Consider the following 16296-nt stretch of genomic DNA (forward strand, 5'->3'; position numbering starts at 1 on the left):
CCGCATGTCGGCTCCCGAGATCGTCCGCATCGTCTCCCGCGACTCCCCGATGGCCCTCGCGCAGGTCGAGCGCGTCCGCGCCGAACTCGCGCTGCACCACCCCTCGACGCGCACCGAGGTCGTGCCGGTGAAGACCACCGGCGACAAGTGGATGGGCGAGCTGTCCCAGGTGGAGGGCAAGGGCGCGTTCACCAAGGAGGTGGACGCCGCGCTGCTGGCCGGAGAGGCCGATCTCGCGGTCCACTGCGTCAAGGACATCCCCGCCGACCGTCCCCTGCCCGCCGGCACCGTCTTCGCCGCCTTCCTGCGCCGGGACGACGTCCGCGACGCGTTGATCCACCCGGGCGGACTGACCCTCGACGAGCTCCCCCCGGGCACCCGGATCGGCACGTCCTCGGTGCGCCGGGTGGCCCAGCTGGCCGCCTCGCACCCGCATCTGACCTGCGTGCCGATGCGCGGCAACGCCAACCGGCGGCTGGAGAAGCTGGCGGCCGGCGAGGCCGACGCGCTGCTGCTGGCGCTGTCCGGGCTGGAACGCATCGGCCGGACCGACACGGTGAGCGAGGTGCTCTCCACCGAGACGATGATGCCTCCGATCGGCGCGGGCATCCTCGCCCTCCAGTGCCGCGAGGAGGACACCGGCCTGATCGAGGCGGTCGGCGTCCTCGGCGACCCGGACACCCACCGGGAGGCGACCGCGGAGCGGATGTTCCTGCACGTCCTGCAGGGGCACTGCAACAGCCCGATCGCCGGCTTCGCCCGGGTCGACCGCACCGGCGAGCTCTCGCTGCGCGCCTGCGTCTTCACCCCCGACGGCAAGACGCGGCTGAACGCCCACGAGTGGGCCGGTCCCCTGGACCCGGCAACGCTGGGCACCTCGGTGGCGGTCACCCTGCTCCGCCAGGGCGCCCGGGAACTGATCGACTCGATCGAGCACTGAGCCCAGGCCCCTCCCCCGGCCCTCGTCACCCCCTCGCTCCTCCTCCAGCACCCACTGATGACACTTTCGGGTTATTTGCCCGATTTGTTTGGCTTCCCCCGTTCGAGGGAATTCCTCCACCAGTGCTTCGGACAGGAGGCACGGCCGCGGGAGGGGCCTGCACGGCCCCCGGCGTCCCGGACCTGTCCGTGAGCGCCTCTCTCCCGCGGTGACCGCCCTGCCGGCCCAGCCGAGGGAGGTGCCCGTATGCCGGCCACCAGCACCACCCGCACCCGGACCACCCGGTCCCGCGGCCATCCGCACGACGACGCCCCGGACACCGCGGCGGACTTCGCCCGCCTGGCGTCCCTGCCGGAAGGCCCCGAACGCCGCGCCCTGCGCGACGATCTGGTCCGCGCCTGGCTCCCCATGGCCGAGCGCATCGCCGTCAACTTCCGCGGCCGCGGCGAGGCCCTGGAGGACCTCTACCAGGTGGCCGCGCTCGGCCTCGTCAAGGCCGTCGACCACTACGACCCCGCGCGCGGCTGCGCCTTCGAGTCGTACGCCGTGCCGACCGTCACCGGTGAGATCAAACGCCACTTCCGCGACCACCTGTGGACCCTGCACGTGCCCCGGCGGGTGCAGGACCTACGCAACCGGGTCAGGCGGGCGGCCAAGGAGCTGTCCCAGACCACCCAGGGCCGCTCGCCCACGATCACCGAGATCTCCGCGTACACCGGGCTCACCGAGGACGAGGTGCGCACGGGCATGGAGGCCCTGGAGTGCTTCCACGCCCTGTCCCTGGAGGCGGAGCTGCCCGGCACCGAGGGGTACGCGCTGGAGGACGCGCTGGGGTCGGTCGAGACCGGTTACGACCTGGTGGTGGACCGGGTGGCGGTGCGGCCCTGCCTGGAGGCCCTCTCCGAGCGGGACCGGGTCATCCTCTACCTGCGGTTCTTCCGCGGGATGACGCAGAGCCGGATCGCCCAGCAGCTCGGCATCTCGCAGATGCACGTGTCGCGGCTGCTCAGCGGCTGCTTCGACCGGCTGCGCGCGGAGCTGGACGTGACCGGGGAGGAAGGCTGGTGAGGACCGCAGCGCCCGCCCCGTCCGTCCCGGGAGCCGGGGCCACGGCTCCGGCCCCGGAGACGGCAGTCGCCCGGCCTCGCGGCCGGGCGGCTGGGACGGGCTCACTGCCGAACCGTCCCGGGAGCCGTTCGAAAGCGAGCTCAGTGACCGGAGTGACCGGGCCCGGCGGCGTTGAAACGCGAGCGGGCGACGGGCCGGCCGGCCGGGGCGCGCCGACGGACCAGTGCCTCCTCGAGGGCCGTCCGGATCTCCTCGGGAAGATCACCGGTGCGCGCCCACAGGAGCACCGTCTCGGCGACCTGGCGCAGCTTGACGTTGGTGTGCTGGGAGACCTCCTTGAGCACCGCCCAGCCCTGGTCGGGCGTCACCCGTGCGAGTGCGACCAGGCTGCCGATCGCCTGGTCCACCACCGCGTGGGAGGTGACCGCCTCCTTGAGCTGGGCGACCTCGGCCTCCAGGGCGAACACCCGGTCGGCGGCGGCCCCGGCGACGGTCTCCGGCGGCGCGGCGCGCAGCGGGTCCTGCTCGCTGTCACCCGGACGGTCCTGCGTGCGCATCGTGACCTCCGGCGTCCGGCGTAGGCTCCCGTGGGCGCCTCGGGCTCATCTCCCTCCTTTACATCGTCGCCATTCGTCCGGCCGCCTGCCACCGGGAGGGGACCGGGCGACGGCCACCGTTTCGGCGGAAGGGCCCGGGTACTCGACAGGCACCGGCACCCGGTCCGGCCGGACACTGGTGTCCACCCGGTGTGCGCCGGTCCTCGCCCGGGCGCCCTCCTACTCCAGGACGTGGGACTGCCATGACTGCCATGAACGACGACAGCACGCCCCTCGCCCCGCGTGCCGGTGGGCGGCGCTCGACGCGCACCATCTCGGGCGCGCCCATCTGGGTGAGTCTGACCAGCCACGACCTGGCCGCGACCCAGAAGTTCTACACCGCGGTGCTGGGCTGGGAGTGGCGGACGATAAAGCTCGGGGACCTCTTCCGGGTGGCCGAGGTGGACGGCGTGCCGGTCGCCGGGGTCGCGGCCCTCGCCGGCCAGTGGCACATGGCGGTCAGCTGGACGGCCTACTTCGCGGTGGAGAGCGCCGACGCGACGGCCTCCCGGGTCCAGGAGCGCGGGGGCACCCTGGCGGTCGGGCCGCTGTCGCTGCCGCCCGGCCGCACCGCCCTCCTCGCCGACCGGGACGGCGCCACCTTCGGCATCTGGGAGGGCGAGATCTCCGGTTCCTGGGACGCCTGGCGCAAGGCCGCCCCGGTCCTCGTCCGGCTGCGCACCCGGGACGCCTTCGACTCGGCGATCTTCTACGGCGAGGTGTTCGAGTGGGCCTCCGGCCGGCCCGGGGGCTGCGAGGTCCGCTACGACGGCGAGGAGGTGGTGGTGATCAACAACGGCGAGGAGGTGGCGCGGATCGAGTCCGGCGCCCTCGGCGCCGCGCCCGACCCCAGCATCCGGCCGCACTGGCAGGTGCACTTCGCGGTCGAGGACGTCGTCTCCTGCGTCCGGGCCGCCGAGGCGAACGGCGGGTCGGTGCTCCGGTCCACCGATCGTGAGGCGGTGCTGCGCGACCCGGAGGGCGCCCTGTTCACCATCTACCACCGGCCGACCGGGCCGCTCGGCGGCCGGGTTCCCTGACCGCGGACCGTCCGCGCAGGACGGCGCACGACGGACACCGTGAACACGCCGTTGCGGCGGCGACCCGGCCGGGTCGCCGCCGCAACGGCGTGTTCACCGCGTTCCGCCGGCGCCGCCGGCACGGCTTCCCCTCAGCCCGTCAGCGGGGGCCGGCTGAGCACCACCAGGCTGCGCGACTCGACGACGAGCGCGGTGCCCGCCTTGTGCTCGGACTCGTCCGGCGTCCCCTGCGGGTCGGTGGTGTCGATCAGCGCCGTCCACCGCTCGCCGTAGGCGGCCGGCGGCAGCCGGAAGGTCATCGGCTCCCAGTAGCTGTTGAACAGCAGCAGGAAGGAGTCGTCGATCACCCGCCGGCCGTAGGAGTCCCGTTCCGCGATGGCGTCGCCGTTGAGGAAGACCCCGATGGCGTGGGCGTCGGAACGGTGCCAGTCCTCGTCGGTCATCTCGGTGGCGTCGGGCAGCAGCCACACCAGGTCGGGCAGCGGCTGGCCCTCGTGGACCGGGGTCTCGCCGCGGAAGAAGCGGCGGCGCCGCAGCACGGGGTGCTCACGGCGCAGGGTGATCAGACGGCTGGTGTAGTCGATCAGGTCGCGCTGTTCCTCGCCCAGGCCGCGCCAGTCGATCCAGGAGACCTCGTTGTCCTGGCAGTAGGCGTTGTTGTTGCCCCGCTGGGTGCGGCCCAGTTCGTCGCCGTGGCTGAGCATCGGGATGCCCTGGGAGAGCAGCAGGGTGGCCAGGAAGTTGCGCTGCTGCCGGGCGCGGAGCTCGAGGACGCCCTCGTCGTCGGTCTCGCCCTCGACGCCGCAGTTCCAGGAGCGGTTGTGGCTCTCGCCGTCGCGGTTGTCCTCGCCGTTGGCCTCGTTGCGCTTGTCGTTGTAGGAGACCAGGTCGCGCAGCGTGAACCCGTCGTGGGCGGTGACGAAGTTGATGCTGGCACGCGGCCGGCGCCGGTCGCGCTCGTAGAGGTCCGAGGAGCCGGTCAGCCGGGAGGCGAACTCGGCCAGGCTGTGGTCCTCCGCCCGCCAGAAGTCCCGCACCGCGTCGCGGTAGAGCCCGTTCCACTCCGACCACAGCGGCGGGAAGTTGCCCACCTGGTAGCCGCCGTCGCCGAGATCCCACGGCTCGGCGATCAGCTTCACGCGGCTGATCACCGGGTCCTGCTGGATCAGGTCGAAGAACGCCGACAGCCGGTCCACCTCGTGGAACTGACGGGCCAGGGTGGCCGCCAGGTCGAAGCGGAAGCCGTCGACGTGCATCTCCGTCACCCAGTAGCGCAGCGAGTCCATGATGAGCTGTAGCACGTACGGGTGACGCATCAGCAGGCTGTTTCCGGTGCCCGTGGTGTCGTAGTAGTGCCCCCAGTCGCCGTCCACCAGGCGGTAGTAGGAGGCGTTGTCGATGCCGCGGAAGGAGAGGGTGGGGCCCTTCTCGTTGCCCTCGGCGGTGTGGTTGTAGACCACGTCGAGGATGACCTCGAGACCGGCCTCGTGGAGCGCCTTCACCATGGCCTTGAACTCGTTCACCTGTTCACCGCGGGTGCCGCGGGCGGCGTACTCGTTGTGGGGCGCGAAGAAGCCGATGGTGTTGTAGCCCCAGTAGTTGGTGAGGCCCCTGCCCTGCAGCACGCCGTCCTGGACGAACTGGTGCACCGGCATCAGTTCGACGGCCGTCACCCCGAGGGAGGTGAGGTGTTCGATCACCGCGGGGTGGGCCAGGCCGGCGTAGGTGCCGCGCAGGCGGGCGGGGACCTTGGGGTGGGTGCGGGTGAGGCCGCGGACGTGGGTCTCGTAGACGACGGAGTCCGCGTACGGCCGTCCGGGTGAACGGTCGTCGCCCCAGTCGAAGTACGGGTCGGTGACCACGCCGAGCATGGTGTGCCCCGCGCTGTCGGCCGCGGAGCGTCCGCGGTGGGCCCGCTCGTAGAGCGACGGGTGGTTGTCGGGCATGCCGTCGACGGCGCGGGCGTACGGGTCGAGCAGCAGCTTCCGCGGGTTGCAGCGGTGGCCCATGGGGGGATCCCAGGGGCCGTGGACCCGGTAGCCGTACCGCTGGCCGGGGCCCGCGCCGGGCAGGTAGCAGTGCCAGACGAAGCCGTCGACCTCGTGCATCGTCACCGTGCGGTGCGAACCGTCGTCATCCACCAGCACCAGGTCAACGCGCTCGGCGACCTCACTGAAAAGAGCGAAATTGGTGCCCTGGCCGTCGTAGGTCGCGCCCAGCGGACTGGGGCGCCCGCTCCACACGGGCGCCCCAGCGCTCTTGGTCCTGCGCGCGGTCACCGCGTCACCACGCTCTCGTGCACGGCGGCGGCCTCCGGCGGCGGCGCGGACCCGGCCAGGGCCAGCACGCGCTGCTCCTCCCGCGGCAGGTCCAGCGCCTCGGTGACCAGCGGATCGGGGCCGACCGGCACCAGCGGGACCCGCTCGCCGGAGCGGGCGCGCCGGGTGAACCAGATGATCCGGCCGGCGCCCGTGTCACAGCAGCCCCAGCCGTCGCTGTGCGTGGCGATGTGGGTCAGGCAGGGGCGCAGCTCGAGGTCGGGGCGGAGGTTGCGGTCGTTCTGCCCGACCGCGGTGATCAGGTGCTGACCGTTCCACCACATCTCGATCGAGGTCCTCTTGTCGACGGCGTGCTCGTCGATGGCGTGCAGCAGCACCTCGGCGCCGCGGCGGACCGGTTCGACCAGGTTGTCCAGGCTCCAGAACCGGAGATGGGCGGCCAGGATCCGGCCGACCTGGTCGACCCGTTGCGGACCGACCTCCACGTCGAGGTGGTAGTAGCAGGGCACTGCGGTCTTCATCTCGTTGGCTCCTCACCGGCGAAGCTCCCCGCCTCCTCGTGCCACTTGGCGGACACGATCCCCGAACACGAAGCGTGAGCGGTGTTCGCTTCTGAGTCACCTTCAGGGTGAGAGTCTTACGCCGTTCGTGCAACCCGGGACGACTCCAGCGGTCGTTGAACCACCAACAAGACGCTGCGTGGTCCCATGTGCACCATGGGTGACAAGCCTGCCCAGCAACCGTCCGAAGCATCGAGAGGGGGCCCGCCCCATGCTGCTCCCGGCCAAGGCCGAAGTGGCCCGCGACCTCAGCCGGTACCGGGCCTGGGAACGGGTGATGCTCGCATCCCCCGCCGACCCGGCGGTGCGCGACCGCTTCGAGGACTCGGGCTATGCCCTGTGCGCCCTGATGGGGAAGCGCTGCGCGCGCGAGGCGGCGGACGCCGCCGAGCGCTACCTGCGCTCCGGTCCCGTCTCCTACCTGCGGCAGGAGCGGCGCGGGGCGCCGCTCCTCCGCGGGCGGCGGACCTCCGGCCGGCCGGGCCGGCGCGGCCCTCCGGGCGGACGCCGTTCGCCCACGGGCCGGTAGACGCCACCGGCCCCGCCCCGATTCCTCCCCGGTATCCCGCTCACGAAGGCAGAACCATGAAGCGACCCCAGGCCATCGGCCGCATTCCCGTCCGCGACGTCCGTCCGGCGGTCGAGTGCGGCAGACGTCCCGCGAAGGCAGTGGTCGGCGAGACCTTCGAGGTCACGGCCACGGTGTTCCGCGAGGGCCATGACGCGGTCGGGGCCAACGTCGTGCTGCGGGATCCCGACGGCCGCCCCGGGCGGTGGACGCCGATGCGCGAGCTGGCTCCGGGGACCGACCGGTGGGGCGCCCTGGTGACGCCGGACCGGACGGGGCTGTGGACGTACACGGTGGAGGCGTGGAGCGACCCGGTGGCCACCTGGCGGCGACACGCCCTCGTCAAGATGCCGGCGCGCATCGACGTGGGTCTGGTCCTGGAGGAGGGCGCCGAGCTGTTCGCGCGCGCGGCCCGCCGGGTGCCCAAGGGGCCGGGCCGGGACGCGGTCCGCCGCGCCGCCCGGACGCTGGGCGACGACTCGCTGGACGTGGACGAACGCTTCGCCGCCGCCTTCGACCCCGCTGCCGAGGAGGCCCTGGAGCGGCACCCGCTGCGGGAACTGGTGTCGGCGGCGCGGCCGATGCCGTTGCTGGTGGAGCGGGAGCGGGCGCTGTACGGGTCCTGGTACGAGTTCTTCCCGCGTTCCGAGGGCGCCGTGGTGCCGCAGGACGGGCCGCCGGTCAGCGGCACCTTCCGCACGGCCGCGGAGCGGTTGCCGGCCGTCGCCGCGATGGGCTTCGACGTCGTCTACCTCCCGCCCGTTCACCCGATCGGGCGCACTCATCGCAAGGGGAGGAACAACACGCTGACCGCCGGGGAGTGGGACGTCGGCGTGCCGTGGGCGATCGGGTCGCAGGAGGGCGGGCACGACGCGGTCCACCCGGACCTGGGGACGATCGAGGACTTCGACGCGTTCGTGGCGAGGGCGTCCGGGCTGGGGCTGGAGATCGCGCTGGACTTCGCGCTGCAGTGCTCCCCGGACCACCCGTGGGTGGAGAAGCACCCGCAGTGGTTCCACCACCGCCCCGACGGGTCGATCGCCTACGCGGAGAACCCGCCGAAGAAGTACCAGGACATCTACCCGATCGCCTTCGACCAGGACATGCCCGGCCTGGTCCAGGAGACCGTCCGCGTCCTGCGGTTCTGGATGGACCACGGGGTGCGGATCTTCCGCGTCGACAACCCGCACACCAAGCCGGTGGTGTTCTGGGAGAAGGTCATCGGCGAGATCAACGCCACCGACCCCGACGTCATCTTCCTGGCCGAGGCCTTCACCCGCCCCGCCATGATGGAGACGCTCGCCCAGGTCGGCTTCCAGCAGTCGTACACCTACTTCACCTGGCGCAACTCCAAGCACGAACTGACCGAGTACCTCAGTGAGTTGTCGGGCGAATCGGCCGCCTACCTGCGCCCGAACCTGTTCGTGAACACCCCCGACATCCTGCACGCCTACCTGCAGCGGGGCGGGCGGCCCGCCTTCGAGGTCCGCGCGGTCCTGGCGGCCACCCTCTCCCCCGCCTGGGGCGTCTACGCGGGCTACGAGCTCTGCGAGAACACCCCGGTGCGCGAGGGCAGCGAGGAATACCTGGACTCGGAGAAGTACCAGCTGCGGCCCCGCGACTGGGAGGCCGCTGAACGGGAGGGCCGCACCATCGCCCCCCTGATCGCCGAACTCAACGGCATCCGGCGCCGCCATCCCGCGCTGCGACGGCTGCGCAATCTCCGGTTCCATCCGACGGACAACGACGCCGTGATCGCGTACAGCAAGAGCGAGGGCGACGACACGGTCCTGGTGGTCGCCAACCTCGACCCGCATCACGTGCAGGAGGCGACGGTCCGGCCCGACCTGGCACGGCTCGGCCTCGACCCACACGGCTCGGTGCCCGTCCTGGACGAGCTGACAGGCGAGACCTACCACTGGAGCGGCGCCAACTACGTCCGTCTCGACCCCGGCGTGCGGCCGGCCCACGTCTTCCATGTGCAGGGCTTCCACGTCCAGGCCGGAGGGAACGCAGCGCCATGACCGTCAACGATCCCGTTCCGGACACCTTCGAGGACACACCGGCCCGTGACCGGGACCCGGACTGGTTCAAGCGCGCCGTCTTCTACGAGGTCCTGGTCCGCTCCTTCCAGGACTCCAACGGCGACGGCATCGGGGACCTCAAGGGCCTGACCGCGAAGCTGGACTATCTCCAGTGGCTCGGCGTGGACTGCCTGTGGATCCCGCCGTTCTTCAAGTCGCCGCTGCGTGACGGCGGGTACGACGTCTCCGACTACACCTCGGTGCTGCCCGAGTTCGGTGACCTGGCCGACTTCGTGGAGTTCGTCGACGCCGCGCACCAGCGCGGCATGCGCGTGATCATCGACTTCGTCATGAACCACACCAGCGACCAGCACCCGTGGTTCCAGGAGTCCCGCAAGGACCCCGACGGCCCCTACGGCGACTACTACGTCTGGGCCGACGACGACAGCCGGTACGCCGACGCGCGGATCATCTTCGTCGACACCGAGACGTCCAACTGGACCTACGACCCAGTCCGCGGCCAGTACTACTGGCACCGGTTCTTCTCCCACCAGCCGGACCTGAACTACGAGAACCCGGCGGTTCAGGAGGAGATCCTGGCGGCCCTGCGCTTCTGGCTCGACCTCGGCGTGGACGGCTACCGGCTGGACGCGGTGCCGTACCTCTACGCGGAGGAGGGCACCAACTGCGAGAACCTGCCGGCCACGCACCGGTTCCTGAAGCGGGTGCGCAAGGAGATCGACGCGCACTACCCGGACACCGTGCTGCTGGCGGAGGCCAACCAGTGGCCCGAGGACGTGGTCGACTACTTCGGCGACTTCGCCTCCGGCGGCGACGAGTGCCACATGGCCTTCCACTTCCCGGTGATGCCGCGCATCTTCATGGCGGTGCGCCGGGAGTCGCGCTACCCGGTCTCCGAAATCCTGGCGAAGACCCCCGCCATTCCGGCGAAGTGCCAGTGGGGGATCTTCCTGCGCAACCACGACGAGCTGACCCTGGAGATGGTCACCGACGAGGAACGCGACTACATGTACGCGGAGTACGCCAAGGACCCGCGGATGCGGGCCAACATCGGCATCCGCCGCCGTCTCGCGCCGCTCCTCGACAACGACCGCAACCAGATCGAGCTCTTCACCGCCCTGCTGCTCTCGCTGCCGGGATCGCCGGTCCTGTACTACGGCGACGAGATCGGCATGGGCGACAACATCTGGCTCGGCGACCGCGACGGCGTGCGCACCCCCATGCAGTGGACCCCCGACCGCAACGCGGGCTTCTCCTCCTGCGACCCCGGCCGCCTCAACCTGCCGACCATCATGGACCCGGTCTTCGGCTACCAGGTCACCAACGTCGAGGCGTCCATGGCGTCGCCGTCGTCGCTGCTGCACTGGACCCGCCGGATGATCGAGATCCGCAAGCAGAACCCGGCGTTCGGACTCGGCACCTACACCGAACTCCCCTCCTCGAACCCCGCGGTGCTCGCCTTCCTGAGGGAACACGAGGACGACACCGTCGTGTGCGTGCACAACTTCTCCCGCTACGCCCAGCCCACCGAACTCGACCTGAGCGCCTTCGAAGGACGCCACCCGGTCGAACTGTTCGGCGGAGTCCGCTTTCCGGCCATCGGCGAACTGCCGTACCTGCTGACCCTGGCAGGCCACGGCTTCTACTGGTTCCGGCTCGTCCGAGTCGCACCCCGCGCCAGCCGACGACTGTGAGCCTGAGCCCGCGAAAGGACACGCCATGACGAAGACAGCATCGCTCCGCACCGCCCGCCCGGTCGCCGCCGAGCCCATGGCCTCCCTCAAGGGGCTGTTGCTCGAGTGGCTGCCACAGCAGCGCTGGTTCGCGGGCAAGGACCGGCCCGTGACCGATCTGAAGCTGCTGTCCATGACGGAGCTGCACCCGGGCTGCCTGCACCTGCTGGTGCACGCCGAGCACACCGGCCCGGCCACCCCGGGCGCCTCCCGTCCCGGCGACTGCTACCAGCTGCTGCTGGGGGCCCGCCGCGAGCTGCCGCCGCGGCTGGCGGAGGCGTTCATCGGCCGGGCCGGCACCGGCCCGCTGGCCGGCATGGCGGTCTACGACGCCCTGCGCGAGCCGCGTTCGGCGGCGCTGCTGCTCGACCGGCTGCGCCACCCCGGCACCACCGGGCCGCTCAGCTTCGAACGCGACACCAGCGTCTGCCTGCCGGCCGGGCTCGCCCCGCGGCTCCTCGCCGCCGAGCAGTCCAACACCTCGCTGGTCTACGGCGACCAGTACATCCTCAAGGTGTTCCGCCGGATCCAGCCCGGCATCAACCCGGACTGGGAGGTGCCGTGGGCGCTGGCGCGCACGGGCTGCACCCGGGTGCCCGCGCCGACCGCCTGGTTCCGCACCTCGCAGCCCTTCGAGGCCACCCTCGGCGTACTGCAGCCGTTCCTGCCCTCCGCGACGGACGGCTGGACGCTCGGCCTGAACGCGCTGGCCGCGGAGAACGACTTCACCCGTGAGGCGCACGCCCTGGGCCTGGCCACCGCGGAGGTCCACCAGGCGCTGGCGGCCGCGTTCCCGCAGGGCCAGTTCGGCCCGGAGGCCGCGCCGCAGAAGGGCCGGCTCGCCCAGGAGATGACCGAGCGGCTGCACGCCACCGCCCGCGCCGTGCCGGACCTGCGGCCGTACGTGCCGGGGCTGTCGGCGGCGTTCGCCTCGCTGGAGGCTGACCGGCCGGCCCAGCGCATCCACGGCGACCTGCACCTGGGGCAGGTGCTGCGGGCCGGCAGCCGGTGGTTCGTCATCGACTTCGAGGGCGAGCCGTCCCGGCCGCTGGCGGAGCGCCGCAGCGCGCACTCCCCGGTGCGCGACGTGGCGGGCATGCTGCGTTCCTTCGACTACGCGGCCCGCACCCGCCGGCCGTGGCACCCCGAGTGGGCCCGGCAGTGCCGTGAGGCCTACTGCGCGGGGTACGCGCGCGGCTCGGGGTGGGACCCCCGCGACGAGCCCGGCGTACTGCGCGCCTACGAGACCGACCGGGCGGTGTACGAGGTCCTCTACGAGGCCAAGCACCGGCCGGACTGGCTCCCCGTTCCGATGGCAGCGATCCGGCGTCTCGCCGTTCTAGGAGGCTGAACCCGACCATGGCACTGCGTGAGACCGCTCCCCCCGAGCCCTCCGCCCCCCGGCCCGGCGACGACGCCGTGGCCACCACCGCCCCCGCCGCGTCCGGCCGGGGCGGTGCGGGCGCGGCCGACGCCGGCCGGGCGCCCGCCCGGTCCGGGCGCCGCCGGGCGGCCGCGGCCCCGGTGGTGCGCAGGCCCGTCGTCCCGGGTGCGCCGCCCGCGCCGCCGATGGACGCGGGCGACCGGCATCGTCTGCTCTCCGGCGCCCACCACGACCCGCACGCCCTGCTCGGCGCGCACCCGGCGCCCGACGGCGTGGTCTTCCGGGCCCTGCGGCCGGGTGCGCGCGGCGTCAGCCTGATCCTCGACGGCGGACGCCACGTGCCGTTGAACGACGAGGGCGACGGCCTGTTCGGCGGCTCGCTCGCCCTCGAGGCGATCCCCGAGTACCGGCTGCACGTGGTCTACCCGGAGGCCGAGGTCGAGACCGAGGACCCGTACCGGTTCCTGCCCGCGCTGGGCGAGCTCGACCTGCACCTGATCCGTGAGGGCCGGCACGAGCAGCTGTGGAAGGCCCTGGGTGCGGAGCCCATGGTCCACCAGGGCGTGGCCGGCACCCGCTTCTCGGTCTGGGCGCCGAACGCCTCCGGTGTGCGGGTCGCCATGGAGTCGACCTTCTGGGACGGCACCGCCTTCCCGATGCGCTCGATGGGCGCCTCCGGCGTGTGGGAGCTGTTCCTGCCGGACGTCGGCGAGGGCACCCTGTACAAGTTCGAGATCGCCACCAGCTACGGCACCCGGCTGCTGAAGGCGGACCCGATGGCCCGCCGCACCGAGTGCCCGCCGGCCACCGCGTCGGTGGTGACCGCCTCGCACTACGAGTGGGGCGACCAGGAGTGGATGGCGCACCGGGGCGACCGCCCGGTGCACGAGGCGCCGTTCTCGGTGTACGAGGTCCACCTGGCGTCCTGGCGGCCGGGGCTCACCTACCGGCAGCTCGCCGAGCAGCTGCCGGCGTACGTCAAGGACCTGGGCTTCACCCACGTCGAGCTGATGCCGGTCGCCGAGCACCCCTTCGCCCCGTCCTGGGGCTACCAGGTCACCGGTTTCTACGCCCCCACCGCCCGCCTGGGCGGTCCGGACGACTTCAGGTACCTGGTCGACAGCCTGCACCGGGCCGGCATCGGCGTGATCATGGACTGGGTGCCGGCCCACTTCCCGAAGGACGACTGGGCGCTGGCCCGGTTCGACGGCTTCCCGCTGTACGAGCCCGGCAACGAGATGCGGGCCGAGCACCCGGACTGGGGCACCTTCGAGTTCGACTTCGGCCGTACCGAGGTGCGCAACTTCTTGGTGGCCAACGCGGTCTACTGGTGCGAGGAGTTCCACATCGACGGGCTGCGGGTGGACGCCGTCGCCTCGATGCTCTACCTGGACTACTCCCGCGAGGACGGGCAGTGGCAGCCCAACGAGCACGGCGGCCGGGAGGACTGGGCCGCGGTCCGCTTCCTGCAGGAGATGAACGCCACCGTCTACCGGCGCAACCCGGGTGTGGTGACCATCGCCGAGGAGTCCACCGCCTGGGAGGGCGTGACCCGGCCCACCGAGTGCGGCGGCCTGGGCTTCGGGCTGAAGTGGAACATGGGCTGGATGCACGACTCGCTGGAGTACATGAGCCACGAGCCGGTGCACCGCAAGTACCACCACCACGAGATGACCTTCTCGATGATCTATGCCTACAGCGAGAACTACGTACTGCCGATCTCCCACGACGAGGTGGTGCACGGCAAGCAGGCGCTGGTCTCCAAGATGCCGGGCGACTGGTGGCAGCGGCGCGCCAACCACCGCGCCTACCTCGCCTTCATGTGGGCCCACCCCGGCAAGCAGCTCCTTTTCATGGGCCAGGAGTTCGCGCAGGGCGACGAGTGGAAGCTGGAGAGGGGACCGGAGTGGTGGCTGCTGGACGCCGCGTACGGGGCCCGCGCCGACCACGAGGGCGTGCAGCACCTGGTGCGTGAGCTCAACGGGCAGTACCTGGCCACGCCGGCGCTGTGGCAGCGGGACACCGACCCGGCGGGCTTCCGCTGGGTGGCCTGCGACAGCGCCGACGACAACCTGCTGGCCTTCGTGCGGTACGGCCACGACGGCGCGCCGCTGCTGTCGGTCAGCAACTTCTCCCCCGTGGTGCGGCACGACTACGCGCTGTGGGTGCCCCAGGAGGCGGGTCACGCCTGGCGGGAGACGCTGAACACCGACGACCTGCGGTACGGCGGCAGCGACGTCCGCAACGAGGGCGTGCTCGAGCGGCAGCAGGACGGTCTGCTGAGGATGACCGTGCCGCCGCTGGCAACCGTCTGGCTGCGGCCCGTCTGATCCGGCGCGACGCGACGCCGGGGAGCCGGGCGGCCTGCCGCCCGGCTCCCCCTTTGCGGGCCGGCCGTCAGTTCCACACGCCCACGGCGTAGCCGATCATGCCGACGGCCACCAGCAGCACGACCAGCGCGATGAGGATCAAGGGGCCCTTGGCCCAGCCCTTGGGCGGGTTGTGGGTCTCGCGGGGACCCGCCTCCGGCATGCTGCTCTCCGCGGGCGGGGTCTCGCCCGGCGGGACGCCCCCGCCGGGCTCCAGGCCGGTGGAACGGGACGGATCCGGATCGGGATTCGAGTAGCTCATGCGTGCCGGGTTCCCCGGCCCACCGGACCGGAACCGTTCGCTCCGCGCTCCGGCGCCCCCACCGCCCCTCCCGCCCTTCGGGGCGCGTAGCTTCCCTCCCTTCGGGAACATGCAACGAAGGAAGAGGACGACTGCGCGACAGCACCGCGCCCGAGGGGCTGGGGAGGGCGACATGGCATCCGAGCCGCGTGGGGACGACGCACTCGCGCACCACCACGACGAGGACGTGAAGAGCCTGACCACCGTTTTTCCCGGCGAACTGCCGGACGTGACGGATGCCAGGCTCGCCGCCGAGGAGTTCCTGCGGGTGCTCTCGCGCCCCACGCCGCCCTCGGCGCCGGAGCACTGGGACGACATCCTGCTGGTCGTCACCGAGCTCGCGGCGAACGCCGTCCAGTACGCGCCCGGTCCGTTCGAGCTGAGGATGCGCCGCACCTTCGACGGCGTCCACGTCACCATGAGCGACAGCAACCCCAGGCCGCCGGCTCCCCGGCCGTTCCAGCCCAGCCGGGGCGGCGGGGGCATCGGCTGGCACCTGGTGCACACCCTGTCCGACCAGGTCAGCGTGGTGGGGCGCAGCGACGGCAAGGACATCCACGTGTTCCTGCCCTGGTGATCCGGGACATGCGGCGGTCCTCGCGCGGAACGGTCAGTCCTCCCGCGGAACGGTCAGCGGAATCAACGCGCTGACGGCCTTTCCCCCGCCAGGCAGACGTTCGACGCGGATGTCACGCGCCAGGCGGTGGATGAGCGGCCAGCCGTAGCCGCCGGGGGCGTTGCGCTCCAGGTGCTCCTCCCCCTCCGGGAAGGTTCCGGGCTCCGCGACGGCCTCCGGCACGCGGTCGCTGGCGTCGCGCACGACCACCCGTACCCCCACGGCCTCGGGCCGCGCGTCGAAGCCGGTGAGGCCTCCGCCGTGCCGGAGCGCGTTGGAGACCAGTTCCGAGACGACCAGCCGCAGGTCGACGAGGGCGCCCTCGGGCGCCCTGCGGTAGGGGGTCTCCCACTGGTCGCGGACCACGGCGACCGCGTACGCGCGAGCCGCCGAGGCACTCGCCACGGCGGCCCGCGGCCGCTCACGGACGGGATGGGAACCGGACCGCGCGCAGTTCACCGCACCACTCCTCGGCAGCTCATGACGCCACGGGTTCCCCGCCCTCGGCGACCAGCGGCCGCCCGGTGCCCCGGATGCGCCCCGCTCCCCTGCGGCCGCCGGCCGGCAGACCGTCACCCAGCGCGCCGCCCGCCGCCAGGGGCCCGGCGGCGAGCATCCGGTGCGCCGTGGCCAGTGCGGCGCGGATGTCGCGGGTACCGGTGGAGACACAGAGGGTGTAGGCCAGGTCCTCGGAGCGCCTGCCGGTGCGCGGGCCGCCCCGCTCCGCCTCCTCGGCGAGCAGGGCGTGGTACTCGTCGACGAGTTTGCGCAGGGTGGCGGGATGGGGCGTGAGCATG

General features: G+C 72.2%; 15 protein-coding genes. 9 read left to right on the forward strand and 6 right to left on the reverse strand.

From position 1 onward, the window contains the following. Positions 1-4 precede the first annotated feature (4 nt). Positions 5-940, forward strand: a complete 936-nt coding sequence (gene hemC, locus Sfr03f_RS21965; protein WP_108955703.1) for a hydroxymethylbilane synthase — start codon at positions 5-7, stop codon at positions 938-940. Between the two features lie 246 nt (positions 941-1186). Continuing rightward, positions 1187-2008 (forward strand): SigB/SigF/SigG family RNA polymerase sigma factor, encoded by an 822-nt coding sequence (locus Sfr03f_RS21970; protein WP_108955704.1) that lies wholly within the window; start codon positions 1187-1189, stop codon positions 2006-2008. A gap of 140 nt (positions 2009-2148) precedes the next feature. Here the strand turns inward: Sfr03f_RS21970 and Sfr03f_RS21975 are convergent, their stop codons facing one another. Beyond that, positions 2149-2565 (reverse strand): ANTAR domain-containing protein, encoded by a 417-nt coding sequence (locus Sfr03f_RS21975; RefSeq protein ID WP_108955705.1) that lies wholly within the window; start codon positions 2563-2565, stop codon positions 2149-2151. A 251-nt stretch (positions 2566-2816) separates the two neighbouring features. Here Sfr03f_RS21975 and Sfr03f_RS21980 point away from each other — a divergent pair, with 251 nt between their 5' ends. Then, complete coding sequence (locus Sfr03f_RS21980; protein WP_108955706.1) at positions 2817-3644, forward strand: VOC family protein; 828 nt, start codon at positions 2817-2819, stop codon at positions 3642-3644. A 131-nt stretch (positions 3645-3775) separates the two neighbouring features. On the opposite strand, the gene glgX is transcribed toward Sfr03f_RS21980, so the two are convergent. Further along, positions 3776-5923 carry a glycogen debranching protein GlgX gene (glgX, locus tag Sfr03f_RS21985; RefSeq protein ID WP_108955707.1) on the reverse strand — a complete coding sequence of 716 codons (2148 nt, stop codon included), beginning with the start codon at positions 5921-5923 and terminating at the stop codon, positions 3776-3778. Further along, positions 5920-6444: a pep a2 gene (locus Sfr03f_RS21990; RefSeq protein ID WP_108955708.1), complete on the reverse strand. Its 525-nt coding sequence runs from the start codon at positions 6442-6444 to the stop codon at positions 5920-5922. Before Sfr03f_RS21990 ends, glgX begins: the two co-directional genes overlap by 4 nt. 250 nt (positions 6445-6694) lie before the next feature. Between Sfr03f_RS21990 and Sfr03f_RS21995 the strand changes: the two genes are divergently transcribed. The 5 genes from Sfr03f_RS21995 to glgB are packed head-to-tail and all read left to right on the forward strand — an operon-like array spanning position 6695 to position 14543. Then, the gene (locus Sfr03f_RS21995; RefSeq protein WP_108955709.1) at positions 6695-7012 is read left to right on the forward strand and encodes a DUF5133 domain-containing protein; all 318 of its coding nucleotides are present in this window, start codon (positions 6695-6697) and stop codon (positions 7010-7012) included. Positions 7013-7068: 56 nt separating this feature from the next. Then, complete coding sequence (locus tag Sfr03f_RS22000) at positions 7069-9075, forward strand: alpha-1,4-glucan--maltose-1-phosphate maltosyltransferase (RefSeq protein WP_108955710.1); 2007 nt, start codon at positions 7069-7071, stop codon at positions 9073-9075. Further along, positions 9072-10790, forward strand: a complete 1719-nt coding sequence (treS, locus tag Sfr03f_RS22005) for a maltose alpha-D-glucosyltransferase (protein ID WP_108955711.1) — start codon at positions 9072-9074, stop codon at positions 10788-10790. The genes Sfr03f_RS22000 and treS overlap by 4 nt, the downstream gene beginning before the upstream one ends. 25 nt (positions 10791-10815) lie before the next feature. Then, the gene (locus tag Sfr03f_RS22010; protein WP_108955712.1) at positions 10816-12180 is read left to right on the forward strand and encodes a maltokinase N-terminal cap-like domain-containing protein; all 1365 of its coding nucleotides are present in this window, start codon (positions 10816-10818) and stop codon (positions 12178-12180) included. Positions 12181-12188: 8 nt separating this feature from the next. After that, positions 12189-14543 carry a 1,4-alpha-glucan branching enzyme gene (gene glgB / locus Sfr03f_RS22015; RefSeq protein WP_245967695.1) on the forward strand — a complete coding sequence of 785 codons (2355 nt, stop codon included), beginning with the start codon at positions 12189-12191 and terminating at the stop codon, positions 14541-14543. A 67-nt stretch (positions 14544-14610) separates the two neighbouring features. On the opposite strand, the gene Sfr03f_RS22020 is transcribed toward glgB, so the two are convergent. Further along, on the reverse strand, positions 14611-14844 hold the full coding sequence (locus tag Sfr03f_RS22020) for a DUF6480 family protein (RefSeq protein ID WP_108955713.1): 234 nt from the start codon (positions 14842-14844) through the stop codon (positions 14611-14613). 172 nt (positions 14845-15016) lie between these two features. Between Sfr03f_RS22020 and Sfr03f_RS22025 the strand changes: the two genes are divergently transcribed. Then, positions 15017-15460 (forward strand): ATP-binding protein, encoded by a 444-nt coding sequence (locus tag Sfr03f_RS22025; RefSeq protein ID WP_108955714.1) that lies wholly within the window; start codon positions 15017-15019, stop codon positions 15458-15460. Positions 15461-15493: 33 nt separating this feature from the next. On the opposite strand, the gene Sfr03f_RS22030 is transcribed toward Sfr03f_RS22025, so the two are convergent. Together Sfr03f_RS22030 and Sfr03f_RS22035 are read right to left on the reverse strand one after the other, a co-directional pair. Next, positions 15494-15958, reverse strand: a complete 465-nt coding sequence (locus Sfr03f_RS22030; protein ID WP_108955715.1) for an ATP-binding protein — start codon at positions 15956-15958, stop codon at positions 15494-15496. Positions 15959-15977: 19 nt separating this feature from the next. Continuing rightward, entirely contained in the window at positions 15978-16295 is a 318-nt protein-coding gene (locus tag Sfr03f_RS22035) for a DUF5133 domain-containing protein (RefSeq protein ID WP_108955716.1), read from the reverse strand. Position 16296 lies beyond the last annotated feature (1 nt).

Source organism: Streptomyces fragilis (assembly GCF_003112515.1).
Lineage (GTDB): Bacteria > Actinomycetota > Actinomycetes > Streptomycetales > Streptomycetaceae > Streptomyces > Streptomyces fragilis.